The 26,395-nt window shown below is 68.7% G+C and carries 30 protein-coding genes and 3 pseudogenes; 17 read left to right on the top strand and 16 right to left on the bottom strand.

Going from position 1 to position 26,395, the window contains the following annotated elements:
- Positions 1-387 precede the first annotated feature (387 nt).
- Together OHT21_RS00440 and OHT21_RS00435 are read right to left on the bottom strand one after the other, a co-directional pair.
- Positions 388-924: a hypothetical protein gene (locus OHT21_RS00440; RefSeq protein ID WP_328766073.1), complete on the bottom strand. Its 537-nt coding sequence runs from the start codon at positions 922-924 to the stop codon at positions 388-390.
- 190 nt (positions 925-1,114) lie between these two features.
- The gene (locus OHT21_RS00435; protein WP_328766072.1) at positions 1,115-1,966 is read right to left on the bottom strand and encodes a helix-turn-helix transcriptional regulator; all 852 of its coding nucleotides are present in this window, start codon (positions 1,964-1,966) and stop codon (positions 1,115-1,117) included.
- Positions 1,967-2,052: 86 nt separating this feature from the next.
- Between OHT21_RS00435 and OHT21_RS00430 the strand changes: the two genes are divergently transcribed.
- The 6 genes from OHT21_RS00430 to OHT21_RS00405 all read left to right on the top strand — a co-directional run bounded on the left by OHT21_RS00430 (position 2,053) and on the right by OHT21_RS00405 (position 5,687).
- Positions 2,053-2,853 carry an SDR family NAD(P)-dependent oxidoreductase gene (locus tag OHT21_RS00430; protein ID WP_328766071.1) on the top strand — a complete coding sequence of 267 codons (801 nt, stop codon included), beginning with the start codon at positions 2,053-2,055 and terminating at the stop codon, positions 2,851-2,853.
- A gap of 182 nt (positions 2,854-3,035) precedes the next feature.
- Complete coding sequence (locus OHT21_RS00425) at positions 3,036-3,644, top strand: hypothetical protein (protein ID WP_328766069.1); 609 nt, start codon at positions 3,036-3,038, stop codon at positions 3,642-3,644.
- Positions 3,641-3,901: a hypothetical protein gene (locus OHT21_RS00420; protein ID WP_328766067.1), complete on the top strand. Its 261-nt coding sequence runs from the start codon at positions 3,641-3,643 to the stop codon at positions 3,899-3,901. The genes OHT21_RS00425 and OHT21_RS00420 overlap by 4 nt, the downstream gene beginning before the upstream one ends.
- 629 nt (positions 3,902-4,530) lie before the next feature.
- The gene (locus OHT21_RS00415) at positions 4,531-4,743 is read left to right on the top strand and encodes a hypothetical protein (RefSeq protein WP_328766066.1); all 213 of its coding nucleotides are present in this window, start codon (positions 4,531-4,533) and stop codon (positions 4,741-4,743) included.
- 318 nt (positions 4,744-5,061) lie between these two features.
- Positions 5,062-5,313: a YlcI/YnfO family protein gene (locus OHT21_RS00410; protein ID WP_328766065.1), complete on the top strand. Its 252-nt coding sequence runs from the start codon at positions 5,062-5,064 to the stop codon at positions 5,311-5,313.
- A 2-nt stretch (positions 5,314-5,315) separates the two neighbouring features.
- The gene (locus OHT21_RS00405; protein WP_443050300.1) at positions 5,316-5,687 is read left to right on the top strand and encodes a toxin Doc; all 372 of its coding nucleotides are present in this window, start codon (positions 5,316-5,318) and stop codon (positions 5,685-5,687) included.
- Between the two features lie 717 nt (positions 5,688-6,404).
- Here OHT21_RS00405 and OHT21_RS00400 read toward each other — a convergent pair.
- On the bottom strand, positions 6,405-7,016 hold the full coding sequence (locus OHT21_RS00400; RefSeq protein ID WP_328766064.1) for a TetR/AcrR family transcriptional regulator: 612 nt from the start codon (positions 7,014-7,016) through the stop codon (positions 6,405-6,407).
- Between the two features lie 111 nt (positions 7,017-7,127).
- Here OHT21_RS00400 and OHT21_RS00395 point away from each other — a divergent pair, with 111 nt between their 5' ends.
- On the top strand, positions 7,128-8,153 hold the full coding sequence (locus OHT21_RS00395) for a hypothetical protein (RefSeq protein ID WP_328766062.1): 1,026 nt from the start codon (positions 7,128-7,130) through the stop codon (positions 8,151-8,153).
- A gap of 834 nt (positions 8,154-8,987) precedes the next feature.
- Positions 8,988-9,383 (top strand): Imm7 family immunity protein, encoded by a 396-nt coding sequence (locus tag OHT21_RS00390; protein ID WP_328766060.1) that lies wholly within the window; start codon positions 8,988-8,990, stop codon positions 9,381-9,383.
- 15 nt (positions 9,384-9,398) lie between these two features.
- On the opposite strand, the gene OHT21_RS00385 is transcribed toward OHT21_RS00390, so the two are convergent.
- A complete protein-coding gene (locus tag OHT21_RS00385; RefSeq protein ID WP_328773922.1) occupies positions 9,399-9,773 on the bottom strand; it encodes a transposase in 375 nt (124 codons plus the stop codon).
- A 446-nt stretch (positions 9,774-10,219) separates the two neighbouring features.
- Here OHT21_RS00385 and OHT21_RS00380 point away from each other — a divergent pair, with 446 nt between their 5' ends.
- Positions 10,220-10,630, top strand: a complete 411-nt coding sequence (locus OHT21_RS00380) for a pentapeptide repeat-containing protein (RefSeq protein WP_328766059.1) — start codon at positions 10,220-10,222, stop codon at positions 10,628-10,630.
- Positions 10,627-10,797, top strand: coding sequence for a pentapeptide repeat-containing protein (locus OHT21_RS00375; protein ID WP_328766058.1), 171 nt, complete (start codon positions 10,627-10,629; stop codon positions 10,795-10,797). The genes OHT21_RS00380 and OHT21_RS00375 overlap by 4 nt, the downstream gene beginning before the upstream one ends.
- 486 nt (positions 10,798-11,283) lie before the next feature.
- Here the strand turns inward: OHT21_RS00375 and OHT21_RS00370 are convergent, their stop codons facing one another.
- The gene (locus OHT21_RS00370; RefSeq protein WP_328766057.1) at positions 11,284-11,493 is read right to left on the bottom strand and encodes a pyridoxamine 5'-phosphate oxidase family protein; all 210 of its coding nucleotides are present in this window, start codon (positions 11,491-11,493) and stop codon (positions 11,284-11,286) included.
- A gap of 400 nt (positions 11,494-11,893) precedes the next feature.
- Positions 11,894-12,907: a sigma-70 family RNA polymerase sigma factor gene (locus tag OHT21_RS00365; protein ID WP_328766056.1), complete on the bottom strand. Its 1,014-nt coding sequence runs from the start codon at positions 12,905-12,907 to the stop codon at positions 11,894-11,896.
- A 165-nt stretch (positions 12,908-13,072) separates the two neighbouring features.
- Here OHT21_RS00365 and OHT21_RS00360 point away from each other — a divergent pair, with 165 nt between their 5' ends.
- From OHT21_RS00360 to OHT21_RS00345, 4 genes are all read left to right on the top strand, one after another.
- Positions 13,073-13,798: an SDR family NAD(P)-dependent oxidoreductase gene (locus OHT21_RS00360; RefSeq protein WP_328766055.1), complete on the top strand. Its 726-nt coding sequence runs from the start codon at positions 13,073-13,075 to the stop codon at positions 13,796-13,798.
- A 51-nt stretch (positions 13,799-13,849) separates the two neighbouring features.
- A complete protein-coding gene (locus tag OHT21_RS00355) occupies positions 13,850-14,596 on the top strand; it encodes an SDR family oxidoreductase (RefSeq protein WP_328766054.1) in 747 nt (248 codons plus the stop codon).
- 239 nt (positions 14,597-14,835) lie between these two features.
- Positions 14,836-15,630, top strand: coding sequence for a DUF899 domain-containing protein (locus OHT21_RS00350; RefSeq protein WP_328766053.1), 795 nt, complete (start codon positions 14,836-14,838; stop codon positions 15,628-15,630).
- Between the two features lie 165 nt (positions 15,631-15,795).
- Positions 15,796-16,056, top strand: a complete 261-nt coding sequence (locus OHT21_RS00345; protein ID WP_328766052.1) for a VOC family protein — start codon at positions 15,796-15,798, stop codon at positions 16,054-16,056.
- A gap of 341 nt (positions 16,057-16,397) precedes the next feature.
- Here the strand turns inward: OHT21_RS00345 and OHT21_RS00340 are convergent.
- Positions 16,398-16,775, bottom strand: a pseudogene (locus OHT21_RS00340) (ATP-binding protein); the annotation flags it as partial.
- A pseudogene (locus OHT21_RS00335) lies at positions 16,772-17,527 on the bottom strand (IS21 family transposase); the annotation flags it as partial. The pseudogenes OHT21_RS00335 and OHT21_RS00340, both read right to left, overlap by 4 nt.
- Here OHT21_RS00335 and OHT21_RS00330 point away from each other — a divergent pair.
- Positions 17,524-17,940 (top strand): annotated as a pseudogene (locus OHT21_RS00330) (ATP-binding protein); the annotation flags it as partial. The pseudogenes OHT21_RS00335 and OHT21_RS00330 sit on opposite strands and share 4 nt — an antisense overlap.
- Positions 17,941-17,959: 19 nt before the next feature.
- Here OHT21_RS00330 and OHT21_RS00325 read toward each other — a convergent pair.
- A complete protein-coding gene (locus OHT21_RS00325; RefSeq protein WP_328766051.1) occupies positions 17,960-18,496 on the bottom strand; it encodes a 2'-5' RNA ligase family protein in 537 nt (178 codons plus the stop codon).
- 57 nt (positions 18,497-18,553) lie between these two features.
- On the opposite strand from OHT21_RS00325, the gene OHT21_RS00320 reads away from it, so the two are divergent.
- Together OHT21_RS00320 and OHT21_RS00315 are read left to right on the top strand one after the other, a co-directional pair.
- Positions 18,554-19,231: an integrase core domain-containing protein gene (locus OHT21_RS00320; protein WP_443050299.1), complete on the top strand. Its 678-nt coding sequence runs from the start codon at positions 18,554-18,556 to the stop codon at positions 19,229-19,231.
- Positions 19,232-19,360: 129 nt separating this feature from the next.
- The gene (locus tag OHT21_RS00315; RefSeq protein WP_328766049.1) at positions 19,361-19,615 is read left to right on the top strand and encodes a hypothetical protein; all 255 of its coding nucleotides are present in this window, start codon (positions 19,361-19,363) and stop codon (positions 19,613-19,615) included.
- Between the two features lie 33 nt (positions 19,616-19,648).
- Here OHT21_RS00315 and OHT21_RS00310 read toward each other — a convergent pair whose 3' ends face one another.
- The 7 genes from OHT21_RS00310 to OHT21_RS00280 all read right to left on the bottom strand — a co-directional run bounded on the left by OHT21_RS00310 (position 19,649) and on the right by OHT21_RS00280 (position 26,313).
- The gene (locus OHT21_RS00310) at positions 19,649-21,343 is read right to left on the bottom strand and encodes an IclR family transcriptional regulator domain-containing protein (RefSeq protein WP_328766047.1); all 1,695 of its coding nucleotides are present in this window, start codon (positions 21,341-21,343) and stop codon (positions 19,649-19,651) included.
- 187 nt (positions 21,344-21,530) lie between these two features.
- Entirely contained in the window at positions 21,531-22,307 is a 777-nt protein-coding gene (locus OHT21_RS00305; RefSeq protein WP_328766046.1) for an IclR family transcriptional regulator, read from the bottom strand.
- Positions 22,308-22,336: 29 nt separating this feature from the next.
- The gene (locus OHT21_RS00300; protein WP_328766045.1) at positions 22,337-23,170 is read right to left on the bottom strand and encodes an ABC transporter ATP-binding protein; all 834 of its coding nucleotides are present in this window, start codon (positions 23,168-23,170) and stop codon (positions 22,337-22,339) included.
- A gap of 13 nt (positions 23,171-23,183) precedes the next feature.
- Complete coding sequence (locus OHT21_RS00295) at positions 23,184-23,966, bottom strand: ABC transporter permease (RefSeq protein ID WP_328766044.1); 783 nt, start codon at positions 23,964-23,966, stop codon at positions 23,184-23,186.
- Positions 23,963-24,841: an ABC transporter permease gene (locus tag OHT21_RS00290; RefSeq protein ID WP_328766043.1), complete on the bottom strand. Its 879-nt coding sequence runs from the start codon at positions 24,839-24,841 to the stop codon at positions 23,963-23,965. The genes OHT21_RS00295 and OHT21_RS00290 overlap by 4 nt, the downstream gene beginning before the upstream one ends.
- Entirely contained in the window at positions 24,838-25,812 is a 975-nt protein-coding gene (locus OHT21_RS00285) for an ABC transporter substrate-binding protein (RefSeq protein WP_328766042.1), read from the bottom strand. The genes OHT21_RS00290 and OHT21_RS00285 overlap by 4 nt, the downstream gene beginning before the upstream one ends.
- 228 nt (positions 25,813-26,040) lie before the next feature.
- The gene (locus OHT21_RS00280; RefSeq protein ID WP_328766041.1) at positions 26,041-26,313 is read right to left on the bottom strand and encodes a glycoside hydrolase N-terminal domain-containing protein; all 273 of its coding nucleotides are present in this window, start codon (positions 26,311-26,313) and stop codon (positions 26,041-26,043) included.
- Positions 26,314-26,395: the final 82 nt, after the last annotated feature.

Here is a 26,395-nt window from a genome sequence, read left to right as displayed (position 1 = left end):
ACGACGTGCGCGCCAACATGGCGGCCGCGGGAATCCCTGCTGGGTCACGTTCGCGTGAGCGACCATGGTCTCGTCGCGCACACCATGCGCGAACGGTCCCGCTGCTTGGCCAACTCTGCTCTCGATCCGGGGTCGAGCACGCTGCAAAGACCATCGTCACGCTCTGGTAACCGGGGCACTCGCCCCCGCGAAGTGCATGCCGAAAACTTTGTTGTTCTGCAGTCCGTGACATTACTCAGCTTTGTGAAGCGTCCTCATCGTGTCCGACCGATTTGCGGTCCGGTTGAAGACGCAGGTTGTCGATGCTGGCAATGGCGGGACAGGAAAGAGTGCCCACGGATTACGGATTCGTGGTCCTTCCCGCCGACATGGCACCCGATCGCCTGCCTACTTGATCAGGGCATTCGCGACAATGATCACCAAGCCGATCAGCATGTCCAAGCCTCCTGCCCGGCACGAGGACGGCCATCCGTATCCGGCGGTTCGGGCGGCCCAGGCGCCCCAGCCGAACAAGGCGACGGTGTTGAAAAGCAGGGCCGCGTCCACTGCCGTGGCCTCTGCCCACCATCCGGCTACCGCAGCAAGCAGTATTCCCACCGTGGGCAGCACGGCGGCGACCAGTGGCCACTCGGCGAGCACCAACCGCCGTCTGCTCGTGGTGGCTGCCCTGTCGGCGGACGCACGCTGGGCGATGACGTGCGCGTAGCCATGGGCAGCGCCCGACGCGAGCGCGGTGAGCAGGACCCACAGCGCGTCTGGGCCGGGATCGGCCTTCTCGCCCGTCGCGTCCAGCGCGGCCACCAGGGCGCTGGCCAACACCAGTCCGTAAATGCCGCTGAACAGCGGCTGTTCCGGCGGCCGGTATCGCGAGATCCACTGTGGTTCGACGCTCTCGGGGCGGACATGGTCGGCGTGGTCGGGCATCGCATCGCCTCCGTGCGGGAAAAGGGCTGGGTCCGCACATGCTCACCCGCGTGGCGCCAGCGAAACACGACGCCACGCATGCCCGCATGATTGTTGTGCCCTCAGAGGGAGTCAGGACGTCGGTGTCGGGTGAGGTTCCCCCTAGGTGCGGAGGTTGGTGACTGAGAGTCAGATCCGATCCTGGTGCGGCTCAATTGGCCACGTTCATGCGCTGTGTGCCGATGACCGACAGCAGCCGCAGGGCCTCCTCGGAGGGCGAGCCCGGTGTCGCGGTGTAGATGACGACCTGCTGGTCCCGGTCGGTGACGTCGAGGACGTCGCAGTTCACGGTAACCGGGCCGACCAATGGGTGCTGGAAGGTCTTGCAGAAGGTGGGCTCGGCGCACACGTCATGGGAGGTCCACAACCGGGTGAACTCCTCGCTGCCGGAGAGAAGGTCACCCACCAGCTCGTTCATCTCGGGATCGTCGGGGTAGCGGGCCGCGGCGGCGCGAAGGCGCTGGGCCGAGTTGCGGGCGAACGCGTCCGCGTCGGACACCCCGTACAACCGCCGCCCCTGGGGGTGCGGGCCGAGGAAGACGCGACGCACCAGGTTGCGGTCACGCCGCGGGAGGGCTGAGAAGTCCTCCATCAGGGCGGCCGCCAGATCGGTCCAGGCGATCACCTCGAACGTCGCGGACGTCACGATTGCGGCGGCCTGGGGCAGCCGGTGCAGCAGGTCGAGAATGCTCTGCCGCACCTCGCGCGAGGGCCCGGGCGGAGGGCCCGGCGGTGCGCCGGCGAGGTGGTGGAGATGGTCGCGCTCGGCGTCCGACAGGCGCAGGGCCCGGGCCAGCTGGGCCAGCACCTCGCGTGACGGGCGCGGGCCGCGGGCCTGTTCCAGCCGCGTGTAGTACTCGGTCGAGATGAACGCCAGCTGCGCCGCCTCCTCGCGGCGCAGCCCTGGAGTGCGGCGGCGCGGCCCGGTGGGCAGGCCAACGTCGGCCGGGGTGATCCGCTCGCGTCGGCTGCGCAGGAAGGCCGCCAGTTCTCGTCTGTCCACACCCCCAGTGTGCGCGGGGGCGTGGAGCCGATCCAGGTACCGCCAGTGCCTGGATCGGCTCCACGAACGGACGCAGGCTCGCTGCCATGGACAACACACCCACCCCCGGCACGTCCGCCCCCGCCGCGCCGGTCCTGCTGGCCGGCAAGGTCGCCTTCATCACCGGTGCCGGTCGCGGTATCGGCGCCGCCGCGGCGCGGCTGTTCGCCCGGGAAGGCGCCCGGGTACTGCTCGCGGCCCGCACGGAGGCACAGCTGAAGGCGGTGACCGAGGAGGTCCGGGCGGCGGGCGGCATCGCGGACTACGTGGCGTGCGATCTGGCCGACGCGGCCGGCGTTCGCGCCGCCGTCGACCGGACCGTGGACCTGTATGGCCGGCTCGACGTCGCCTTCAACAATGGCGCGACGATCCAGCGACCCGGGCCGATGGACCAGATGCCGGAGGCCGACTTCGACCACGTCTACGCCGTGAACCTCAAGGGCGTCTGGCTCGCCATGGCCGCCGAGATCGCCGCCATCCGGGCCACCGCCGGAACGGGCGCCATCGTCAACAACTCATCCGTCGGCAGCCTGATGGGCAACCCCGAACTGCCCGCCTACGGTGCGATGAAACGGGCGGTCAACAGCCTCACCGAATCGGCCGCGGTCACCTACGGCCCCGAAGACATCCGCGTCAACGCGATCGCCCCCGGAAGCACGCTGACCGAGATGATCCGTACCTGGGAAGCGGATTCGCCCGGCCTTCTCGAGCGGCTCAAGGAGCGCACCCCGCTGCGCCGCGCGGCCGACCCCGACGAAATCGCCCAGGCCGCCGCCTGGCTGCTCAGCGACCGCTCCTCCTACGTGACCGGCACGGTCCTGCGGGTCGACGGCGGCGCGCGAGCCTGAGCCGACGATGCCGCCGCATCCCCGTCAGTCCTGACTCCGACGCTGTGGGGCGTCCCTCTACGGCCAACTGCGGTGTTCAAAGTGGCCAACTAGCGTGCTCAGTCACACTGTGTAATCGGCTGCGCCCGGCGCGCGGCGGATCCGTCATCCGTTCGTTTTTCCGCGACGATTGGGAGGCTCGTGTGAGCACCCCCGTACCCCGATCCCGCCGGCGCCCGCGCGTCCCCGTGCCCGGCGCGGCCGCGCGCCGTGAGCCGGTCGACTGGGCGAAGGTCGGCCGCCGCGCGGTCCGCCGGCGCGCCACCGGCATGACCCACCCGGAGGCGGCCGCCGCCCTCGAGGAAGCCGAACTGCAGCAGCACATGGACCGCGACCGCGAGAACCTGGCCGACGAGGAGCGCGGCCCGGCCGAACTCGCGGAGTGGGCGCGCATAGTGCAGCTGCTCGCCACCGCCGGCGGCACGTACGACCCCGACACCGACGCCTTCGTCCAGGACGAGCTGGCCGCCGACGCCGAACGCGAGCGCGCCCGGCAGCTGGAGGACGAGCGGCGCCGCCAGGAAGAGGAAGCCGAAGCCGCCCGCAGCGCCGCCCTCGCCCCCGACGTGCTGCACCACGCCCTGCTGCGCACCGTGGCCCGCACCGGCCTGCTGGACTCGCTGAGCGAGGACGAGCAGGCCGCCGTCAACCGGCTGCCCGACTCCGACCCCGCGGCCGCGCTCGCCGTCAACGCGCTACTAGCCCGCGCCCACGCAGCCGGAGTCGGCTCGCGCTCGGGGACCGCGTCGTGACGGGCGACCCGGACACGGTCATCGCCGTATGGGTGGAGTTGACCGGCTGCGGCACCCGGCACGAGACGCTCACCGCCGACGGCCAGGTCCACGTCGACGGCCGGCCCTCTGGGCGAGCCGTGGTTCCAGGGCGACGACGACCCCGACTACAACCCGATCTGCTGGTGCCCGCGCACCCCCACGCAGTTCTGTATGGAGTGCGCCGGCTGCGCCGCCTGCGGGGCGACGGGGAGGAGTTCCCCCGTCCCGTCCGGTAATCGCTGACTGAGGCTTTCAAGGAGGGCATCCTGCCCTGGAAGCCCGCCACGACCCGCACCTACATGCGCAGGCGCTCGCCCGAGCGCGGCGTCCCCGTGCCGGTGGGGGAGTTGGACGGCCAGACCACGCGCTACACCAAGGACGAGCTCACAACCTGGCTGCGGACGTGGCAGCAGCGGAATACTCCTGAGTGGAGAGCGGCCCACCCTCGAACGTCCGAACCGGCTGACGCAGAGTGACCGTCACGCGTCACGCCCCTTGTCACGCTGCCTGTCACGCACGCCTCCTGAGTACGTGACAGCACCCGCCCCTGCCCGAATTGATCCTCTTTAGGGTGTCGGAACGGCCTGGAACCCCCGATCGGGCCGCGTTCTGCGTGACAGCGGCCGCGTGACAGCCACCCCGCCGGACCGCCCGCGACGTCACGGCCCGTGCCCGTCCCGCGCGAGCCTCGCTCACCCGCACTCGCCGTAGCCCCTGACCTGCGCGTTTCAAGCCAGGAGCGCCGCTTTGGCGTCAACCCCCGTCAACCCCGGCGCGGTACGGGTCGTTTCGCGCTACACAAGAACACCGGAGTGAACGTGAGGTGTTCGCAGGGCAGTTGTGGCCTGACGGGAGGTCCGGGCACGTGATCGTGACCATCAACGTGGCGGTGCTGCTCGCCATCATCATCGTCGTGCGGCTGCGCCGGCGTACGCATTCCCGGAGCCGGTTCGACGAGAAGATGACCGTGGTCATCTGCCTCACGTTCGGGGCGCTGATCGCGCCGACCGCCTTCGGGCAGACGATCCTGGACGTCGTCACCCAGCTCGTGGAAGGCCTGTCGCAGGCCGGCCAATGACCCCGGCCCAACCCGCCCGACGGGACCCAGCTCGCCGTACGAACCTGGGGCCGCCTGGGTCCCTGGGTCCCGGGTCCGGCGTTTTCCCAGGTGGCCCCGCGAACCTGGGTCCACCTGGGTCCGCGGATCTATGTCATCGGCGCCGATCTGTGTCATCAACCCCCTGTTTTCCCAGGTCGTCGTGACCATCTGTGTCACTGATCAGCTGTGTCATCTGTGTCATTGGCACCCGAGGCGCGACGCGGGGAGATGTCCTCGTCCGGGTGCGGTTCGGCCATACTCCTCCCCGTGCTGTACACCCTGCTGTACAGTCGGAACATGTCGAAGTCAGTGACAATCCGGGTCCCCGAAGAGCTCCACGCGCAGCTGCAGGAGCGCGCCGAAGCAGAGGGCACCACGGTCACCGCGCTCATCACCGAAGCCGCGCACAATGCGGTCCGTGACCCGCGCCTGGACAGCGCAGCCGACGTCTTCCGCGCGTTCGTCGCCGACAACGCCGCCGCGTTCGACGCGGCCTTCCCCGATGATGCTCCCTCCCGGCTGGACGCCTCCGGACGAGCTGCCGCCTGACCATGGAGCTCCACATCGACATCCGCTGGCTGCTGGAACATCAGGCGGAAGTGCTGCCCAAGCACCCCTCGGTCCACGACTTCTCCAACCTCGTGGCCGCCGTCGCCCGCCACCGGGTCAACACCCCCCAGGTCGGCGTCGCCGTCGACAACGCCTGGCGCGCCGCGGCCCTGATGCACGCCATCATCCGACTGCGCCCCCTCCCGGCCCGCAACGCCCTGTACGCCGCCGCGATCGTCACGGCCTACATGGACGCCGCAGGCGAGGCCGTCGACCCGCCGTACGGCGCACTGATCGACCTCGCCCGCGACATCGACGCCGGCCGCGCCGACGGATACGACGCGGCCGACCGCATCCGCTCCTGGCGCATCTGACCGCCTGTCCGGCACCCGCGGCGTCGTCACACGTTGAGCACCGTGCCCTGTTCGGCGAAGGAGGGTGCCATGCCCGACACCCGCCCACTCGAGATCCCCACCGACTTGAATCGCTGGCACCTGTGACGGAGCAGTGATCTTCAGGGAGCTGGACTGCTTTGGTCTGGTGTCCGGTCTTTGGGGTGGGACTCGGGACGGCTGGAGCGGCTGCGTTCGGGTGTGATGGGCGTGGTCTGGGGGCGTGTTCGGTTTGGTTGTTCGGGTGCTCGGCCTGCGGTCCGGTAGTTGTGTGGGGACGATCTTGGGTTTCCAGTGGATGTAGTGGTGCGTCTATAGGCGGCTGAGTTCTCTGGGGGGGGGGCTTTGGCCAGGGGCGCGTGTGAGTGGGGAAGACGCGGAGTGGGTCGTTTGCGCTGGGTCCCGACGCGATACAGGTGGCGGACAGGTTCCATCTGTGGAAGAACCTGTGCGAGGCGGTCGATGGAAGGGCTGCGTGCGATCCAGCGGCGCGAGCGCCACGCCGCCGTGCACGCCCTGTACGACAATGGTGACTCACCTTGGAGTGGAGCTCCGGCAAGGTCGAGGGCAACGTCAATAGGGTGAAACGGATCAAGAGGGACGGATATGGTCGCGCCGGATTCGACCTTCTCCGCCTGGAGATACTCCTCGCTGACTGAGACACTCCCGGTAACCGCCGCTCATGCCGTCGCTGGCTCGTCAGTCCGTGCCGCGGCCGCGTACCAGCGGCAGGTACACCTCGTCGACGATCTCGACGAGGACCTCGTCCGGCGCGGTAGGGACGCCGCGCACGACGAACTCGTTGCGGAGCAGGACGATCGCCGCTGTGGCGACCCGGGGGTGCAGCGCCTCCGGCGCGGCCTCGCCGCGAGCGATCGCGCGTCCCAGGACGGTCAGCCAGGTGCCGGTCATGGCGTCGGTGGACTGCCCGGGCAACTGGGCGAGGAGCTCTGACGTGCCGCCGGCGGCCATCAGGTCCCGCAGGATCGCGCCGAGCGGGGAGCTCCAGTGCCGGTTCGCCGCGCGCAGCAGTTCCAGGGCGTCGCCGCGCAGGCTGCCGGTGTCGGGCGGCTGGACAGTCGTGGTCATCTGCCGGTATGCGGCGACGGCGAGGGCCAGCCGGTTCGGCCAGCGCCGGTAGAGGGCGTTCTTGTTGGTGCCAGCGCGTTTGGCGACCTGGTCCATCGTCATCCCGGCGTATCCGGACTCGGTGAGTTCGTCGACGGCCGCCTGCAGGATCGCGTCTTCCAGGGCCGCGCCGCGGCGCCGGGTCTGCCCGGCTCCCGTCTGTTGTGTCGAAGCCTCCGCCATGGGTCCTTCCCGTGACCGGTACCTGTCGTTCCCTCTCATGGTGGTCTTGACCTCGGCGCATCAGCAAATAGGGTACGTCACGTACCTAAAATCGACCGACGGGACCGCAGTATGCGCGCCAAGGGCATCACCTACGACACCGGCTTCATCCGCGGCGGCGGGCTCTCCCGCGAGCACTTCGACCCTGCGGTGGTCGAGCGTGAACTCCGCATCATCCGCGACGACCTGCACTGCACCGCGGTCCGTGTCGTGGGCGGCGACCCCGACCGGCTGGAGCAGGCCGCCCATCTCGCCGCCGACCTCGGCCTGGAGGTGTGGTTCTCGCCGTACCCTCTGGAACAGACCGCCGAGGAGATGCTGGCGTTGTTCGCCAACTGTGCCGAACGGGCCGAGCGCCTGCGGCGGCGCGGTGCCGAGGTCGTGTTCGTCACCGGCGCCGAGATGAGCATCATGAACCTCGGCTTCCTGCCCGGAGACACCTTTGCCGAGCGCGTGGCTCTGCTGAGCCGGCCGGGCCGGCTATGGGAGCACATCGGCGCGGTCGGCGGACGGGTCAACGACTTCCTGGGCAAGGCCGCGGCCGTGGTCCGCGAATGCTTCGGCGGCCCCGTCACTTACGCCGCCGTGCCGCTGGATGACGTGGACTGGACCCCTTTCGACATCGTGTCCCTGGACCTGTATCGATCCGCCGAGATTGCCGACCAGTTCGCCGACGGTGTCCGCACTCTGGTCGCGCAGGGCAAGCCGGTCGCGATCACCGAGTTCGGCTCGGCCACCTACCGCGGCGCGGGCGCCGCCGGTGCCCGCGGCCTGGAGATTGTCGAGAATGACCCGGACAGCGGCAAGCCGCTCCGGCTGAACGGCGAGTACACCCGCGATGAGGCAGGGCAGGCCGCGTACCTGCGCAAACTTCTGGAGGTGTTCGACGCCGAGGGCGTCGATACGGCTTTCGTGTTCCTGTTCGCGCTGCACTCCCATCCGTACCGCCCCGGCGGCGGCTCCCGCGACGACCTGGACCTGGCCAGCTACGGCATCGTCAGGGTCCTCGAGAAGGGCCATGGGGACGCCTACCCCGACATGCCGTGGGAGCCCAAGGCCGCGTTCAGCGCCGTCGCCGAGTACAACCGCGAGCACTGAGGATCGTGACACTCCGCAACCGCCCCACAAGAAGTGGATCAGAACCGCTTGCCACGGCCGCCGTCAGCGGGCGGGGTACTCACGCTGGTCGTCGGCGGGTGTCCAGGGTGAAGATCGTCTGACCTGTCGGCCGGGGCCGTTGCCGGGTTCTGCTGCCAGCTGGCGGAGGTCCAGGCGGGAGCGGGGGGAACGGTGGGTGAGGCCCACAGCAGCCGACCTGCCGCATCGGCGATGACCTACCACGCCGAGCCGGGCTCGTCGGACATGGCGGCGCCGACACGGCTGAGAGCTACCGCGGAGCTGCGCACCGACCGGTGACCGGTCGGTGCGGACCCGGTCTACCGGTTCGCGGCTTCGCGAGAGGCGAGCCGGCTCGTGCGACCGACCGCGCGACCGACCGCGCGGCCCACCGCGCTGCGCACCGCGAGGCCCGGCCGGGTGCGGGGCACCATGAACCTGGAGAGCAGACCGACGCGTCGCTGCCGCGGGCCTACCTCATGGCGGAGCCGCAACTCGTCTCTGCAAGCCGACTGTTCACCGACCAACGGGGATCACTCATCACTAGGGGAAAGATCTTCGGAGGGCTGGATTGCTGCACGTCAACCCCGCTCGTGAACACCCGTGTTGCGAAAGTTGATCTTGATCGTTGATGATCATGTCCTGTGGGGCAGGGGGGATCTGACGAACGGCCAGTGGGCCCGACCTGAGCCGCTGTTGCCGCGAGGCATCAATTCGGGCCGTCCGCCGGTATGGACGCGGCGGCAGCTAAGGCGTGTCCGGCGGATCATGCTGCGATCGGCACGGTGAAGCAGGCCATCTCACTACGATCACGGGATGTTTGAGTACCACGGTTGGATCACGGTCAGGGAGACAGCAGCTGATGACGACGATGAGGCCCGTCTGCGGCAGATCGTCGATGAGCTTCGGCTTCGCATCGCCCAGATGGACAGCCCGTACTTGCTTGACCTCAGGTGGATGAACGGCGAGCCGTTCATCCACCTCGGCGGCTACTCCAATCACCGCTCCTCGCCGGATGTTGTCGAACTGTTCGAGCATGTGGCTGTAGTTGCCCCTGGTTCCTACGGGCTCCTCCACGTTCGCGATGACGAAGAACCGGACCACGAGAACGAGGTACGCGTGCTCAGGCTCGTTCGGGGCGTGGTCACGCAGCACACGGAGGCGCTGCTATCTCCGTGCACCCCGACGGTGGAAGATCCCTTCACCGTCTGAGGCGTCTCCCGCGAATCACGCTCGGATCCAGAGGCTGATCGTGGCGACCGTGAGGGTGCCGTGGAAGACGTAGGCCCGTTTGTCGTAGCGGGTCGCGACGGCGCGAAAGCTCTTCAGGCGGTTGATCGTCCGCTCGACCTCGTTGCGGCGCTTGTACTGCTCCTTGTCGAAGCTGCCGTCCGCGGACCAGCGTCTGTGCCGTTCGTAGACCGTCTTCCACCTGCCGAACCTTTCCGGCAGATCCCTCCAGGGGATCCCGGTCCGCTCACGGAAGAGGATCCCGTTGATCACCCTGCGGTGACTGACCCACCGCCCACCACGCCGTCCACAGACGTGCAAATGCGGCTTCAGGCGGCGCCATTCCTCGTTCGTCAGATCACCACGGGCCACGACCAACTACACGGCTCCGCAAGCCGAAACACTCATGATCCGCCGGACAGGCCTTAGCTGCGTCCGTTCCAATATTGACCATGAGCAGGGGAATGCCCCGCGCAGGGGTACGTAGCAGACAACTTAGCCGCATCGCAGGCCGTAGAGCGCAGCCTCATCCACGCCGTCGCCGTGCCGCCCCGCTTGGTACCCGCCGCGCCGGACAACGGACCAGCGGCCCTCAGCGGGCGAGCGCTACCAGGGCCACCGTTCCCCTCGCCTCCAGTGCAGGAAGCGAAACGGGCGGATGGGTTCACTGGATCGGTCTCGCCGCGACTACTCTCCCTGCCCTCGCCGCCGTTGCCGCCCTGGTCTTCACCTGGGTCTCTGTCAATCAAGCCCGCGAGGAACTCGCCATCGCCGAGCAGGGACAGATCACCGACCGGTTCAACACTGCCGTACAGCACATGGGTGAGAAGTCCCTCGAGATACGCCTCGGCGGCATCTACGCCCTCCAACGCATCATGCAAGATTCCACACGAGACGAACCCACGGTGGTCAACGTCCTCTCCGCGTACGTACGCACCCACGCCACCGCCCCCAAGAGGCCCCCCAAGAACACCTTCTTACGGCCGACCCCAGCGGCCGATATCCAAGCAGCCCTCAATGTCCTCTTCAGCCCCTCCCTATCTTCCGGAAGCGTCACGACCAAGCACGCCACGACGCATGCGGACTTGACCGGTGCCTATCTGAGGGGTGCCGACCTGGAAGGTGCCGCCGACCTGAGGCGCGCCGACCTGGGGGGCGCCGACCTGGGGGGCGCCGACCTGGGGGGCGCCGACCTGGGGGCTGCCCGCCTGGGGGGGGTGCCGACTTGAGGTACGCCCGCCTGGGGAGTGCCGACCTGAGATACGCAGACCTGAGGGGTGCCAGCCTGGCGGGTGCCGATCTGAGGAGCGCCAAGCTGATGGGCGTGGAGCTAGAAGGCGCGAAGCACAAAGGGGCAAAATTAGATAAGGAAGATCAAAAGCTCATTCGGAGATGAGAGGCGGAGGCGTTGGTGCCGTCGGCCTGGGTGGCGGCACCCGGCACCGCCGATCTCCGACTCCACGCTCCGCGCCCTCGCCTGGTGCGCCGATGTACCTGTGAGCCGGACAATGGCGGCTGTACCCCCTCAGCGATGTGGCGATTCGGGCAGTGGCTGCCGTTCTCATGGCGCCGGAACACACACTTGGCTCGCCACCGTCTCGAACACCTCGGCTGCACCTCCTGGAGGTCGGCATGGGCGGGACTTGTTGTCTATGACAGCAAGTGGCGGGACATGGACCGGCCGGTGCCGCGTACCCCGAGCGCGCGGGCGATGGGGTGTGGCGCTATTCAGGTGCAGGGCCGGTTGTTCCGCGCGACGGGAGTCGGCCCGCTGGCCGCGGCGGGGCTGGCTGCGAATCCGTGAGGCTGCTGGCGACGGGTTCGTGGCGAGGCGCTGGCCCGCACCGGGATACATCCGCTGAAGGCTCCGGTAGCTGACGCGTCACGGCGCCCGGTGCAGGCGGTAGCCGGTGATGAACTCCGGAGTGATCCGCACGACGTGGTTCATCCGGGCGGCGACCCACGGCTGCAGCTGGGCCTCGTAGCGCGCCTGGTCCTGCGGGTCGCTTACGGCGGTAGCCAGGCCGGTTACGGTGACGCTCCAGCCGGTGTGGGTGTCGGTGTCGATGTGGTCGGCCTCGTAGAGCACCACGGCGTGCGCCCAGGCGGGGTTGAGATGGCGGCCCCGGTGTGCGCCCGGATGATGATCTGTCCGTCGTCGATGAGGTGGTTGGCCAGCCGGAGCGCGGGCAGCGCGTGCTGAGTGAAGACGATCCTCCCCCACGGGGCGCCGGACAGCAGCCGTAGTGCCTGGACCGCATCGAGCTTGCTCATCTGTCCCGGCGGCAGGCCGTCGTCTTCTCGGCCGCCGCCCGAGCGGCCCAGCAACGGGGCGCGCGCCTTCTCGTCGCGGTTCACGAGAGCGCGGGCCGGGCCGCGTCGCGGTGGTGGCGGGCAGCGCCCGGTGGCCACACGAGGTCCACCGGCACGCCCCGCTTTCACGCACGGGTGCCGGGCGCTGAATGTTGTCGATCTTCTTCGGTGGGGCGGGATCAGAGAGCGGGGAGGGATCGCGGCAGCCCGAACCACGGGAGGACGGTGTTGTCGAAGCGGGTGGCGGCGCTGATCCGGTCGTCGGTGAGGGTGAGGACGAGGAGTCCGGTGCCGTGGCGGATGCCGTCGGTGGGGGAAGGCAGGTAGGTGCCGAACGCCGGCTGGCCGTTGGCCCGCGTGGGCACGAGGTGATAGCGGCGGCCGGCGCCCATGAGGGCGGTGTAGAAGCGGGCGACGGCGTCGCGGCCGTGGTATTCGAGGGGGATCGGCGGCATGGAGACGCGGACGTCGTCGGTGAGCAGGGTGACGATGGCGTCGACGTCGCCGGATTCGTAGGCGCGGACGAACTGCGCCACTAGCTTCTGCTCGGCGGGTGAGGTGGATGCGGGCGACGCACCATATTCGCCGTCTGGCGGCAGGCGTCGTTGCAGGCCGGCGTGGGCGCGTTTGAGGGCGCTGGTGACGGATTCGACGGTCGTCTCGAGCATGTCGGCAACTTCGACGGCGGGGTAGCCGAGAACCTTGCGGAGGATGAGCACGGCACGCTGGCGGGCGGGCAGGATCTGCAGCGCGGTGATGAAGGCCAGGGAGATGGCTTCGGTCTGTTCGTAGCGCGCCTCTGGGCCGAGCGGTGTGGTGTGGGCCTGATCGAGGAGCGTGTCGGGGTATGGCTCAAGCCAGGTGACGTCGCCGAGGCGGGTGGGCTCGGGCGGTTCGATGTCGGGCACGTTCCACTCCTTGGCCGGGCGCCGGCTGGCTGCGCGGAGCGCGTTGAGGCAGCGGTTGGTGGCGATCCGGTACAGCCAGGTGCGCACCGACGCCCGGCCCTCGAATGTGGCGAGGCCTTGCCAGGCGGCGAGCAGCGTGTCCTGCAGGGCGTCCTCGGCGTCCTGGAGTGAGCCGAGCATCCGGTAGCAGTGCACCTGGATCTCGCGCCGGTACGGGTCGATCAGCTGCCGGAACGCGTCACCGTCGCCGGCCCGCGCCCTGGCGATCAGGTCGGTTGCCGTCATCTGCCATCACTCCACCCTGGCATCTCGTCCGAGACGCCCTCCACGTTGGCTTTCCTTGTTATGACACCGGCCGGGCCGCGAACTGGGCGCTCCCAGGCCGCCCGATTTTCCGCCGTCGTGGTGTCTGCCTTGTCGACAGCTCGAATCGACCTGGTAGGAGCACGCATGACCATCGCGGACAAGACGATTCTGGTGACCGGTGCCAACCGTGGCATCGGACAGGCGCTGGTCGAGGAAGCCCTCAGCCGAGGAGCCAAGCGGGTGTACGCCGGTACCCGGCAGCCCCTGGACCACCCTGACGACCGCGTCACCCCCCTGACCCTCGACATCACCGACGCCGGCCAGCGGCAGGCGGCGGCCGCCGCCGTCGATTCGCTCGACATCCTCGTCAACAACGCCGGCTGGGCCGCGTACGACGACCTGAGAGACCCCGCCGTGCTCCAGCAGCACCTCGCCGTCAATCTCTTCGGCACGCATGGCGTCGCCCAGGCGTTCCTGCCGGCCCTGACCCGATCGCAGGGGTCCATCGTCAACATGCTGTCGGTGGCCGCCTGGGCCTCGCTGCCGATCATCCCTGCCTACTCCATCTCCAAGGCGGCCGCGTTCTCCCTGTCCCAGTCGCTGCGTGCCCTGCTGGCCGGACAGGGCGTGAGCGTCCATGCCGTGTTGACCGGCCCTGTGGACACCGACATGTCCCGTGACCTCGACATCCCCAAGGCGTCGCCGCAGTCGGTCGCGACGGCCGTCTTCGACGGGGTGGAGAAGGGGGAGGACGACATCTTCCCCGATCCCCAGTCGCAGGCGGTGGCCGACAGCTGGTGCACCGGAGCCGTCAAGGCCCTGGAACGCAACTTCGCGGCACTCGTCCAGACCGCACCCACCGGTGCATGAAGTCGGCCGTGGCACCGCACAGCACGAGATGAGCACAGGAGGACGACCATCATGAGTGAGCTGGTGGGCAAGGCCGCGATGGTGGTCGGCGCCGGCCGGGGTCTGGGACGCGGGATCGCCGACGCGTTCGCCGACGCGGGCGCGTCGGTGGTCGCGGTTGCCCGGAGCAGGCCCGAGGTTGCCGAACTGGCCGCCGCGAACGTGAACATCCGGGCCGAGGCCGCGGACGCGGCCGACGCACAGACCGCCTCCGACCTGCTGGACCGCTACAAGCCGGCTGTTGTCGTGCTCGTTGCCGGCGCCGTGCCGGTCATGGGCAGGCTGCAGGACCAGACGTGGGAGACGTTCTCCGTCAACTGGCACGCCGACGTCAAGATCGCATTCCACTGGCTCCAGGCGGCACTCACCAAGCCGCTTGCTCCGGGCGGCCGAGTGGTGGTCGTCAGCAGCGGCGCGGCCGTCAAGGGCTCCCCGGCCAGCGGCGGCTATGCGGGCGCCAAGGCCACCCAGCGATTCCTCGCCGACTATGCCCGGGTGGAGGCGCAGCGGGCCGGACTGGACGTCACCGTGACCGTGGTGCTGCCGGCAGCGATGACCCCCTTCGGGGCGGTGGGCCGGCAAGGCATTCAGGCGTACGCGGCCCGCAGCGGCCAGAGCGAGGATGCCTTCGTCAAGCAGCTCGGGGACCTGCTGACCCCTGAGCTCGCCGGCGCCGCGCTCGTCGAGCTGCTGCAGACGGACCCGGCGGACACCGCCGCCGCGTACCTGCTCACCAGCAACGGGCTCAAGCCGGCCTGACCGCGCCTGTCAGCCCCGAGCGCCCGTCGTATCCCTTCTCGCGTTGACCGAGGGATTTGGCTCCGCGTTCGTGGCCTGCGTCGTCCTGACCGGGATCGGGATCGTCTTGGCGCTCGCGCTCCTCGGCCAGCCGCGGCGAACATCACGGGAAGAGCAGCTGGAGCAGCAGATCGAGCCGGCAACGGCGCCTAGCACAACCGACTGATTCACATCGATAAGCGACAAGATGGGACGTACCGATGACTGACTCTCTCGCAAGGACGAAGCACCCGACGGTGTCACCTCAGGAATGGCGGACCGTACGCGATGAGCTACTCGCCGAGGAGAAGGCGCACACCCGCCGCGGCGATGAGCTCGCACGCAAGCGACTCGAGCTTCCCTGGCAGCCGGTCAACAAGGACTACCGCCTGGACACGGACGAAGGCGAGCGAACGCTGACCGAGCTCTTTGATGGCCGCTCGCAGCTCTTGGTCTACCACTTCATGTTCGGGCCGAGCTACGAGACAGGGTGCCCGGTGAACTCGTCGATGGTCGACAGCTTCGGCGGTCTCGTGCCGCACCTGCACGCCCGCGACCTCACCATGATGCTCGTGTCGAGTGCGTCGTTGCCGAAGCTTCAGGCCTACAAGAGGCGGATGGGTTGGGACATTCCCTGGGCCTCATCGGCGAACAGCGACTTCAACCTCGACCTCGGGGCTTCCACGACCAAGGAGCAGATGCGCGAGCAGATGCAGCAGATCGGAGGTCGAGAGGTCAACATCGCCGAGACGCTCGAGGGCCTACCGCCGATCGCCCATCGAAACGCGGCCGCGTGCGGGACCGACGTCCTCAGCTACATCTGCGAAACACCCATGGTGAGCGTGTTCGCCCTCGAGGACGGCGCCGTCTACCAGACGTACACGACCACATGGCGTGGGCTTGAGTTCCTCATGGGTTACTACCCGATCCTCGACCATGCACCGCGCGGTCGCGGCGAGGGCGACGACGACTGGCAGTCCTGGATCCGCCGCCACGACGAGTACGGGCAGCCCTGACCACGATTGGCCGCGGCATAGGTCAATAGGCCAGCCATCACGACAGCGTGCTGAGACGACCGCGAGTCGACCGCGACAGCCATCTGCATACAAGGACGAGGAGATCCGAAATGACAACACCGGAAACCCGGGAGCATCCTGCTCGGCACCACCCGACCTGCCGAAGTGCGTGACTGGTACCGCAGGGCGCTTGCACCCGAACATGAAGGCGAAGGGCCGATCGGTCTCGGCGGCTTCCTGCTCGTCATCGAGCAGCGCGACGACATCGGCGCGAAGAACAACGAGCCGGGCCGAATCATCCTCAACTTCCACGTCGACGACTTCGACGCCACCGAGGCGCAACTGCGGGCGGCCGGCGTGGACTGGCTCGTGCCTGTCGCGGACCGACCCTCCACACCACAACCCGATGGAGCCGCACCGCAATGAGCGCAAACGTCTCTACCGGCCCCGGGTCCCCAAGCGCATCCCGCGCAGCATCCCGGACGAGGAGTTCAACGAGATCTGGGCCCGGTGGCCATGTCAGGGTGAAAGGCATAGAAGCAGCGCAGCACCGTCTCGTTGTGCGCCCGTACCGAGGCCGCATACGGGAGGGCTGCCGCGCGGAAAAGTCCGCTACGACAACCTCAGCTCTGCGGTCGCCCAGGTCCTCGGCTTCACCCGCGCCCGGGTGGAGACCGAGCGCTGGACCGCGTTCCGCTCCTGGGCCGGCCTGGAGGTCTTCTACTGCAAGCCGGGCATCGACGGCGCCCACGAGAAGGGCGGCGTCGAGACTTGCCGGTGCCGCTGTCGCCGATCAGACACAGCGGCAGCCCTTTGCGGATCCAGTCGCATGAGGCCAGGGTATGGATGGCCGCCGGGTCGATGGCAGAGTTCGCGTCGAAGTCGAACGTGCGAAGCGCCTTCTCGCGGGGAAAGCCCGCAGCCTTGATCCGGCGTTCGGAGCGGCGGCGGTTGCGGTCGTCGCATTCGGCCATCAGCAGCTCGGCCAGGAACCTGCGGTAGGTCATCTGGTCGCGGGCTGCGGCGTCGGCGAGTTCGGGGAACTGGCCCCGCATGGTGGGCAGGCGCAGGTTGCGGCAGGCCGCGTCGATGGCCGCGTCGGCGGCGGGCTCGGTCAGACCACGGGGACGAGTAGTGGCGTTCATGGCAGGGGACTCCCTTGGCTGGGGGGACGTCCGGCCGATGGCCGGGTATGGCGAAGGAGCTGGTCGTAGGCGGCCACCGAGGGCAGCGGCCTGGGGTCCGGGGGCAGCGCGGCCAGCCTGCGCGCGGTCAGAGACACCACCGGAGAGGCGATACGGCCCAGCGCCGTGTCCGGGCCCGCCCCGGCGGGAGTTTAGCGTTCGACGGCCAGGCGGGCTTCCAGGGCCACTGCGTCCGAGGTCAGGGCTCCGGCTCGCAGTGCGGCGGCGATCCCGGCGACGACGTGGTCGTGGCTCATGTGCCGGTGCAGCAGCAGGACCTCTATCAGCGCACGGGTGCCGGCCGCGTCGCCGTGCGCGCGGCTGGAGGCCTCCCACCAGGCGTCGTGCACGGGGGTGAACTTCTCGGCCGCGCGGGCCTGGTCCAGTGCGGTCGCCCCGGGCAGCGCGCCGGGCTTGCGCAGCAGTCCTTCCAGGTAGTGGTCCAGGTCCAGGCGGCTCCCGCCGCGTGTGACAAGCGCGTAGCGGTCCACCCGCGGGGTCAGCAGCCGGCCGTTCTCGAAGTGGTCCTCGGGCAGCGGCTGCAGCAGGGGTTTCTCGATGGCGAAGTACTCGCCGACGGTGCGCGGGCGCTCGCCGATCCGGCGCTGGTCGTCCTGCTGGTCCCATGCGTCGATCCGGGCGTTGAGCTCGGCCAGGCTGGCGACTTCGGGGACGGGAACGAGGTGATTGCGGCGGAATCGGCCGACTTCGCCCACACCTGCTGATCGCGCTGGGCACCGAGGCCGCGATGGCCGGCTTCCGGGTCAAGTACGTCCTGGCCACCAAACTCGTCAAGGAACTCGTCGAGGCCGCCGACGAAAAACTGCTGACCAAGACCATCGCCCGCTACGGACGGGTCGACCTTCTCTGTATTGACGAGCTGGGCTATATGGAGCTGGACCGGCGCGGCGCTGAGCTGCTGTTCCAGGTTCTGACCGAGCGCGAGGAGAAGAACAGCATGGCCATCGCCTCCAACGAGTCCTTCTCTTCGCGGACCAAGACGTTCACCGACCCCAGGCTCTGCGCGGCCATCGTGGACCGCCTCACTTTCGGAGGCAACATCATGGAAACCGGCAGTGACTCCTACCGCCTCGCCCACACCAAGGCCCACCAGAGCGGTGGCTGACCGATGACTAACAGAGGAATCACCGGAGCGCGAACGACGCCCGCTGCTGCCACCTTGTTCCGTCGTGGACGATCAGATCGACCGACGACACGCGGGCAGTGACGGGAAGTCGGCTGCGAAGGTCGGCCTCGGTCTTCTCCAGCACGGCATCGTCTTGCCCCTGGGCGATGGTCAGATGCGGGACGACCTCGTCGAACTGCCCGCCGAACGGCGGGGCCTCTGGCCACCGGTCCGCTATCGCCTCGGTGAGCCGGCGGAACGGGAGGTCCGGTTCGGGGACGAGATACAAGATCCCCGGGAATCGCCCGCAGTGCTCGAACCGGGCCTCGAAGGGCCGGTGACGCCCGATCACTTCTCCGATGGCAGCACAAGCACCGTCGTCGATGCGGCTCTCGTCGAGAAACGGGAAGAGGACCGTGACATGGGCCGGAACACCCGTACGGGCTGAGGGATCCAGCCGGTCACGCCACGCTCGAACAACAGGTTCTGCCTCGGGGACCCTCACGATGAGCCCCGACTGCCCTGCCTGAAACTCACCGGAATCGTCGCCTGCCATCGCACATATGTATCAGCGAGCCCGGAACGACAGCGACCCGATTACGATCGCGGGCGGTTGAACCGGCGGTCGACACCCAACGCGATCCTCGCTCAGGGGGGGCCAATCGACTCGTTCACGACGAGCGCCCAAGATCGCTGGAATCCGCCCTCTCTTCGCTCCAAGGCTGATGCCCTGCTGGCCTGCGACTTCTTCGAGACGGTCACCCTGACCGGCACGCGGCTGTACGTGCTCGCGGTGATCGAGCACGTCGGCCGCCGGATCAGGATCCTGGGCGCCACCGCGCACCCGACCGCCTCCTGGGTGGCACAAGCCGCCAGAAACCTTGTCATGGACCTCGAGGACGCCGGCTGCCGGGCCCGGTTCCTCATCCGCGACCGCGACGGGAAGTTCCCCGCCCTGTTCGACACCGTCCTCACCGACGCGGACATCGACGTGGTATTCAGCGGCATCCGGATACCGCGCATGAACGCGCTCATAGAACGCTGGGTACAGACCTGCCGACGCGAACTGCTGGACAGCACCCTGGTCTGGAACCAGCGCCACCTGCTCCACGCCCTGCGCGAGTTCGAACAGCACTACAACTCCCACCGGCCCCACCAAGGCATCGCCAACACCCGCCCGCTCCGTCCGCTCCCCGCGCCGGTCACCGACCCAGACAGGATCGCCCGCCTCGACGTACGACGACGTGACCGCCTCGGCGGAATCCTCCACGAGTACGAACATGCCGCATGACCTGCACGGACGAAACTTCCGGCAAGGGCAGGGTCGAAGAGGACTTTCAAGAAGCCAAGGGCCTCACCGGCCCTCGACCAGGGCCAGGTCACCTGCTGGACCTCCTGGCACCGCTGGAGCCTGATGTCGATGATCGCCTACGCGCTCCTCACCGTCGGCGCCCTCCGCGAGCGGCAACGCACCACCTCCGGCGAGAGCGACGACGAGCTGGCCATGGTGCCCGTCAGCCCGCGTGAACTCCTCGCCCTGCTCCGGGTCTTCGTCCTTTCCCGGCCCCGCCAGGACGCCGATCCCGCGCACGCGCTCCACTGGTCCCGCTGGCGCCGCCAACACCAGCAACGCGCAGCCGACTGTCACCGCGCTGGAACAACGTCACTGCAGTAGCCGTCACATGACAGGAACCTCACTCCTCACCAACTACAGCTCCCATGCCGGAACTCGCACGAATCGCCCGGTTATGTGCAGGTCGGCCTCGATGTGAGCAGCCGTGGCCCGCAGTTCCGGCAAGATGGTCGTGACGCACTCCGCAGCGGGGCGGCGACCGCTGTGCATGGTGACGTTGATCGCCGCCATGAGGCCGCCGTCGCGGTCACGTACCGGTACGGCGATCGAGCGAAGCCCTTCTTCCAGTTCCTCATCGACCAGGGCATAACCGTCCTCGCGCACTCGGTCGAGAATCACCTCGAGGTCGGTGGGCCGGGTGACGGTGCGAGCGGTCAGCGCCCCCATCCGCACGCGCGCCAGCCGGGCAGTGCGCTCCTCGGCCGGCAGCCCCGCCAACAGCACCCGGCCCGTGGAGGTCACATAGGCGGGCACGCGCGCGCCCACGGCGATATCAGCGTCCATGATGCGTCCCGCGGCGACCGAGGCCGCGCACTGGACATCGTCACCGGCGAGCACTGCCAGGGACGTCGAGTCCTCCACCTTGCGGGTGAGGGCGGCGAGGTGGGGGTGCGCGATCCGGGTGAGTGTCGTCTTGGACAGTGGCGGGAAACCGAGGGCGAGGACGCGTGGAGTGAGCCGGAAGACCCGCCCGTGCAGCGTGACGTGACCGAGGTGTCCCAGGGTTATCAGGGCACGGCGAGCCGTGGCGCGGGACAGGCCGGTGGCTTCGGCGACCTCGGAGAGCGTCAGCTCCGCACGGCCCTCACCGAACGCGGTGACCACGGTCAGGCCGCGGGCCAGGGATTCGATGAACTCCCCGCCCAGTTCCTGTTTGGACGCGCTCGTCCAGGTGGCGAGTCCGACGGGAGTGCTCTTGCTCGGCGGCTCGGGAGGCGGAGCGTCGGCCAACTTCCGCTCCATGATGGTCACGGCAGTACGGAGCCTGGGGAGAAGGGAGTCGCGCAGCGAGTCCGCGCTGTGCCGACTGGTATGGCTCACGACGCTCGCCACACAGGCGATCCGGCCGTCGGGGGCGCGAACCGGAACGGATGCGGCGACGAGCCCCGGCTCGATCAACTGGTCGTCCATCGCCCAGCCATGGGTGCGCGCTCGTTCCACCCGTTCTTCGAAGTCTGTCGTGGCGGTACGGTGCGATCTAGGGGGGACCGCCGGGAAGCCGAGGTCCTCGGGGTCGGCGTCCTGCCTCTTGTGCCACCGCGCCCAGTCCTCCGTGCTCCACTCGGTTGCCAGCAGCGGGCCTGGCGCGGTGCGTTCGGCGGGCAGCAGGTCGCCGATGCGGAAGCTCAGCGACAGGGCGCGGCGGCGGATCGCTTGGTGAATGAAGCGGATGCCGTCACCGTCCGCCACCGCGAGGGACACCGACTCGTCGAGTTCCTCGGCGAGGGCATCGGCGTGCGCACTCAGCAGCGCGGGAAGACGCAGGGCGGCCAGGTACGCGTTCCCCAGCTCCATCAGGCGGGGGGCAAGGACGGCGTTGCTGCCGTCCATCCGCATGTACCCCATGTGAGCGAGTGTTCCGGTGACCCGGTCGATGGTGGCGCGGGCCAGGCCGGTGGCCCGTCCCAGATCACTGAGGCCGGCCGTCCCTCCGGCGTCGGTGAGCTCGCGCAGCACGGCGATACCCCGGATGAGAGGGGCCACGGCTTCCTCGGGTGGCGCGGGAGCCGCCATGGGGTCGATAGGCGTCAGGGCGTGGGGCGATGTCATGGGCTCTCCGCGGCGACTGTCTCAGCACTGCAGTGAATGATGCCTGGTGGGGCAGAGAGCCGACAGGTCCGGGTGGCCGTGACGAGCCCACGGGAACGCCCGTCGCGCAGGGCGGTGTGTTCCGGCCAGTCGCCAAGGCCGGTGCTGCTCCGTGCTGCCGTCGCGGGGGGCACGGCATCCGGACCGGCTAGCCGGGGACCTTCAGCTCGGCCTCGATGTCGGCGGCGGTGGCCAGGAGCGGCGGCAGTAGATCGTGGCGTATCGAGTCCGGCGTTCGCCGACTGACGTGGGTGGAGAGGTTGATGCCTGCCACCACCCGTCGTGCCTCGTTCCGGATGGGTACGCCGATCGATATCAGGCCCTGTTCCAGTTCCTGGTCCACCAGACACCAGCCCTGTGCCCGCACGTGTTCCAGTTCGGCGGCGAGTGCCTCCCTTGAGGTGATGGTGCGGGGGGTGAGCGGCTTGAGGGAGGCGGTGTCCAGGTAGTGCCGCAGCCGGCGCTCGTCGAAGTGGGCGAGCAGGACCCGCCCGAGGGAGGTGGCATGGGCAGGGAAGCGGGTCCCGATACTGATGGAGACCGTCATGATCCGCCGGGTGGGTACCCGGCTGACGTACACCACGTCCTCGTCGTCGAGCACCGCCACCGACGAGGACTCGTGGACCTCGGCGACCAGTTGCTCCAGGTGGGGCTGGGCGATCTCCGTCAGGGACATGCTGGACAGGTAGGCGTAGCCCAGTTCCAGGACCCGGGGCGTGAGGCGGAAGTGGCGGCCGTCGGTGGCCATGTACCCCAGGTCGGCGAAGGTGAGCAGGAAGCGCCGTGCGGTGGCACGGCTCATGCCGGTGATCCTGGCGACCTCCGAGAGGGTCATCTCGGGTGTGTCGGCGGTGAACGCACGGATGACGGACAGCCCTCGTTCGAGGGACTGCACGAAGTACCGCCCGGGTTCGTTGTCGTCCATGCGCTACGGCCCCTGTGTCGGACGGTGTGTCAGGACTCGGACTTGTGCAGGGCGAGCTCGTCGCTGCGGTCGGCCACTGCTGTATGCGTGTCGCCGTTGTGGTGCTTGGCGCGCTGGATCTGCTCGTAGACGTGGGCGCGCAGTTCGGCGAAGCGGGTGCTGGAGCGGGTGTGCAACTGGTCGCGCTCGTCGGGGAGATCGATCGTCAGATCCTCCAGCACCACGGTCGGTGAGGTGGACAGGATGATGGTGCGCTGGCCGAGATAGACGGCTTCGTCGATGTCGTGGGTGACGAACAGGACGGTGACGCCCAGTTCGCGCCACAACCGCCGGATGAGGTCCTCCAGTTCGGCGCGGGTCTGCGCGTCGACGGCGGCGAACGGCTCGTCCATGAGCAGCACCTTCGGCTCGAAGGCGACGGCGCGGGCGATGGCGACGCGCTGCTGCATTCCGCCGGACAACTGCCACGGGTAGGCCTGGTGGGCGTCGGCGAGCCCGACCACCTCCAGCGCGTGGTCGACCAGTTCCTTCTCGCGGGCCTTGCCGAGCTTCTTGCGGCGCAGGGGCAGGGCTACGTTGTCGCGTACGTTCATCCAGGCGAAGAGGGAGCGGCCGTACTCCTGGAAGACGACCGCCATGCCGGGCGGGGGTCCGTCGACCGGGCGGCCGTCCAGGCGCACTTCGCCGCCGGTCGGGTAGATCAGTCCCGCCATGCACTTCAGCAGCGTGGTCTTGCCGCACCCGGACGGGCCGACCAGGCATACGAGTTCGCCGGCACCGATATGGAATGTGAGATTCCGAAGTGCTTCGACGCTGCGATTGCGTCCGGTGTAGATCTTCTGCAGGTTGCGTACGTCGAGCATCGACGTCTCCTTGTCAAGGGTTGCGCTGGGCCCGGCGCAGGCCGTGGTACCAGGCCAGGACCCGGTTCTCGGCGATGCGGAAGAGCAGGGAGAGGGCGAATCCGAGCAGGCCGAGCAGCAGGACACCGCTCCACATCTCGGGGATGGCGAAGGACCGCTGGAACTGCACGATGGTGAAGCCGAGTCCGTTGCTGGCGGCGAACATCTCACTGATGACCATGAGAATGATCGCGATGGACAGGGCCTGGCGCATGCCCGTCACGATCTGAGGGCTCGCCGAGCGCAGCACCAGGTGCCACAGCCGGGACGGGCCGCTGATGCCGTACGACCGGCAGGTGTCGCTCAGGACCTCGTCGACGGCTCGGACGCCCTCGACCGTGTTGAGCAGGATCGGCCACATGCAGCCGCTGACGATGACGATGACCTTCATGGTGTCGCCGATGCCCGCGAACAGCATGATGACGGGTACGAGCACCGGGGGCGGGATGGCCCGGAAGAGTTCCAGGACCGGCTCCAGTACGTCCCGCACGCCACGGTGCATGCCGACCACCAGACCGAGTCCGACACCGACGGCGACAGCGAGGAGATAGCCGGCGAGCAGGCGGACCAGGCTGGGTACGACGTCCGACAGCAGTCGTTCGCCCGTCCATACCTCCCCGAACTTGCCCAGGATGCTGGACAGCGGGGGGAAGTAGAAGTCGGTACTGCCCGCGGTGGCGAACCACCACACGGCGAACAGGACCGCGGGCAGGCCCAGGACCAGCCCGGTCCGCCGGGCGAGTGTGAGGACGGTCATCGCTGTCCCTCCCTGCGCATCGATTGGTGCCAGTGCAGTACCCGCCGCTCGACCGCCCGGGCCACCAGGTTGACCGCGACCCCCAGGAGTCCGGTGACCAGGACCAGGGCGTAGACCCGCGGCACGGCGCCGGAGGTCTGCGCGACCGCGAGCTGGTTGCCCAGGCCGGGCGAGCCGATGACGAGTTCGGCGGTGATCGTCAGGACCAGTGCCACGGTCGCGGCCAGCCGCACGCCCGTCATCACGTACGGCAGCGCGGTGGGCCACAGGACGTACCGCACCCGTCCCCAACTGCCCATCCGGTAGCTGCGGGCGGTGTCCTCGGCGACAGGGTCGACGTCCTGCATGCCCGCCAGGACCTGGACGAGCACCTGCCAGAAGGAGGCGTACACGACCAGCAGCAGCTTCGACTCCAGGTCGGTGCCGTAGAGCAGCACCGCCACCGGGATCAGCGCCACCGACGGGATGGGGCGCAGGAACTCGATGGTGGAGGCGGTCACCGCCCGCAGCACCGGCACCGATCCGATCACCAACCCGGCCACCACCCCGGCCACCACGGCGATGGCCAGGCCCAGGCCCCAACCGGTGAGGGTGTCACCGAGCGCGGTCCAGAACGCGTCTTCGCCGAGCATCTGCCACAGGGCCCGGCCCATGTCGGAGGCGGGCGGGAGGTAGTCGGCGGAGACGACACCGGTGTGCGGCAGCACCTCGAGCAACACCACCAGCCCGGCCAGGCCTGCCAGTCCGCGCAACGGGGTGCGCGCTCTGTCCAGAGTGCGCCGCACGCGGCCACCGCCCACCCCGCCCGGCCCGCCGGGACCTGTCGCGGTCCCGGCGGGCTTCGTCAGTACAGGAGTGCTCCCGGAGGCGCTCATGAGAACAGGGCATCCAAGTCGGGCTTCTTACCGCCGAAGATGCCGTCCTGCTCGCCGAGCGAGGCCAGCTTCTCCAGGGAGGCCATGTCGTACTCGGCCGGCCAGGTCGGCAGCGTCAACTTCTTCAGCACCTCGCCGTCGATCTTGGTGTAGGTCGTGACGATCTGACGTGCCTCGTCCGGGTGCTCGGAGGCGTATTTCAGCGACTCGGTCACCGCCTCGGTGAACTTCTTCACCAGGTCGGGGTTCTCCTGGGTCAGCTTGGTGGAGGCGAAGTACGTCGCGATGGTGAGGTTCGGGTCGGTCTCGGCGAAGGGCGATGCCACGACGCGGGCGCCCTGGCCCTTGGCGATGGTCAGCGCGGGCTCGCCCACCCAGGCGGCGTCCACCTGCCCGCCGTCCAGCGCGGCCGGCATCTGGTCGAACGGCATCTCGACGAACTTGACCTTCGAGGGGTCGCCGCCGTCCTTGCGCACCACCTCACGGACCGTGGTGTCCCCGATGTTCTGCAGGGTGTTCACCGCCACCGTCTTGCCGGCAAGTTCCTTGGCCGACTTGATCGGGCTGTCCTTCTTGACGGCCACTCCGCTGATGTCCTTGCCGGTGTCACCGGTGGAGGCGGTCCCGTTGACCACGGACTTGATCGGCACACCCTTGGTCTGGGCGATCATCAGCGACGTGGTGTTGCTGAATCCGAACTGGAACTGACCGCTCACCACGCCGGGGATGATCGCGGCACCGCCCTGAGCGGTCTCCATCTTCAGGTCGATGCCGCGGCTGCTGAAGAACCCCTTCTTCTGCCCCAGATACAGGGGTGCCACATCGACGATCGGGATGATCCCCACTTTGACCTGGGTGGTCTTGTCCCCGTCCGAGGAGGACGAACCACCGGCCCCGGAAGAAGATCCGCATCCGGCCGCGGCTGCGACCGTCACTACCGCTATGGCAAGCCCGAGAACGCGCCTTTGCATGGGGACTCCTGACAGGAACGAGTGTGTGCGCATTGCGAACATCTGTCCGTGTGCCGAACAAATGCAAGCGGAGATTATGTCCCTGCCCGAATCGCGTCAATAGGTCCGCCGAGGCTCCTCCCGAAACCGCGCCCTGCCGCCTTCTCCAGATCCAGACATGTTCCGACGGGTGCACCGCGGCAGCAGCAAGCCTGAGGTGCGGACGTGTTCAGCGAAGACCCAGGAGTCCTACTGCACGCCGCGGTCGACCACCTTGGTCACTCGCTCGTGGGGGTCCTCGCCCCGGTAGGCCGGGTACTTGTCGGCGTGGTTCGTGCCGGCGCCGAGGACGATCGTCACGGCGTCGGAGTTGTCGACCCGCACCTTGGTGTTCGTGCCCCCGACCGAGCCGCCCTCGGCGGTCACGTAGAGCTGGGACTCGAAGCGCATCTGGTTGTCGTTCAGGTTGCCCGGGACCGTCAGCCGTGCGCCCTCGCGGGTCAGGCGCTGCGCACCGCACACATCGCCGACGACCGGGGGCTCTTCGACCGGTTTTCCCTGGACCTCGGCCAGCGCCTACCCGACGCCGCGCGCTCGTCTCCCG

It is taken from the genome of Streptomyces sp. NBC_00286, from assembly GCF_036173125.1.
Lineage (GTDB): Bacteria > Actinomycetota > Actinomycetes > Streptomycetales > Streptomycetaceae > Streptomyces.
This window is presented reverse-complemented; position numbering and strand designations above follow the sequence as displayed.

Excerpts from the sequence above, each read along its gene's own strand:
- OHT21_RS00440 (WP_328766073.1), bottom strand. The coding sequence starts at position 924 with ATGCCCGACCACGCCGACCATGTCCGCCCCGAGAGCGTCGAACCACAG.
- OHT21_RS00430 (WP_328766071.1), top strand. The coding sequence starts at position 2,053 with ATGGACAACACACCCACCCCCGGCACGTCCGCCCCCGCCGCGCCGGTC.
- OHT21_RS00410 (WP_328766065.1), top strand. The coding sequence starts at position 5,062 with ATGTCGAAGTCAGTGACAATCCGGGTCCCCGAAGAGCTCCACGCGCAG.
- OHT21_RS00405 (WP_443050300.1), top strand. The coding sequence starts at position 5,316 with ATGGAGCTCCACATCGACATCCGCTGGCTGCTGGAACATCAGGCGGAA.
- OHT21_RS00400 (WP_328766064.1), bottom strand. The coding sequence starts at position 7,016 with ATGGCGGAGGCTTCGACACAACAGACGGGAGCCGGGCAGACCCGGCGC.
- OHT21_RS00395 (WP_328766062.1), top strand. The coding sequence starts at position 7,128 with ATGCGCGCCAAGGGCATCACCTACGACACCGGCTTCATCCGCGGCGGC.
- OHT21_RS00390 (WP_328766060.1), top strand. The coding sequence starts at position 8,988 with ATGTTTGAGTACCACGGTTGGATCACGGTCAGGGAGACAGCAGCTGAT.
- OHT21_RS00380 (WP_328766059.1), top strand. The coding sequence starts at position 10,220 with ATGGGTGAGAAGTCCCTCGAGATACGCCTCGGCGGCATCTACGCCCTC.
- OHT21_RS00365 (WP_328766056.1), bottom strand. The coding sequence starts at position 12,907 with ATGACGGCAACCGACCTGATCGCCAGGGCGCGGGCCGGCGACGGTGAC.
- OHT21_RS00360 (WP_328766055.1), top strand. The coding sequence starts at position 13,073 with ATGACCATCGCGGACAAGACGATTCTGGTGACCGGTGCCAACCGTGGC.
- OHT21_RS00355 (WP_328766054.1), top strand. The coding sequence starts at position 13,850 with ATGAGTGAGCTGGTGGGCAAGGCCGCGATGGTGGTCGGCGCCGGCCGG.
- OHT21_RS00350 (WP_328766053.1), top strand. The coding sequence starts at position 14,836 with ATGACTGACTCTCTCGCAAGGACGAAGCACCCGACGGTGTCACCTCAG.
- OHT21_RS00325 (WP_328766051.1), bottom strand. The coding sequence starts at position 18,496 with ATGGCAGGCGACGATTCCGGTGAGTTTCAGGCAGGGCAGTCGGGGCTC.
- OHT21_RS00315 (WP_328766049.1), top strand. The coding sequence starts at position 19,361 with ATGATCGCCTACGCGCTCCTCACCGTCGGCGCCCTCCGCGAGCGGCAA.
- OHT21_RS00310 (WP_328766047.1), bottom strand. The coding sequence starts at position 21,343 with ATGACATCGCCCCACGCCCTGACGCCTATCGACCCCATGGCGGCTCCC.
- OHT21_RS00305 (WP_328766046.1), bottom strand. The coding sequence starts at position 22,307 with ATGGACGACAACGAACCCGGGCGGTACTTCGTGCAGTCCCTCGAACGA.
- OHT21_RS00300 (WP_328766045.1), bottom strand. The coding sequence starts at position 23,170 with ATGCTCGACGTACGCAACCTGCAGAAGATCTACACCGGACGCAATCGC.
- OHT21_RS00295 (WP_328766044.1), bottom strand. The coding sequence starts at position 23,966 with ATGACCGTCCTCACACTCGCCCGGCGGACCGGGCTGGTCCTGGGCCTG.
- OHT21_RS00290 (WP_328766043.1), bottom strand. The coding sequence starts at position 24,841 with ATGAGCGCCTCCGGGAGCACTCCTGTACTGACGAAGCCCGCCGGGACC.
- OHT21_RS00285 (WP_328766042.1), bottom strand. The coding sequence starts at position 25,812 with ATGCAAAGGCGCGTTCTCGGGCTTGCCATAGCGGTAGTGACGGTCGCA.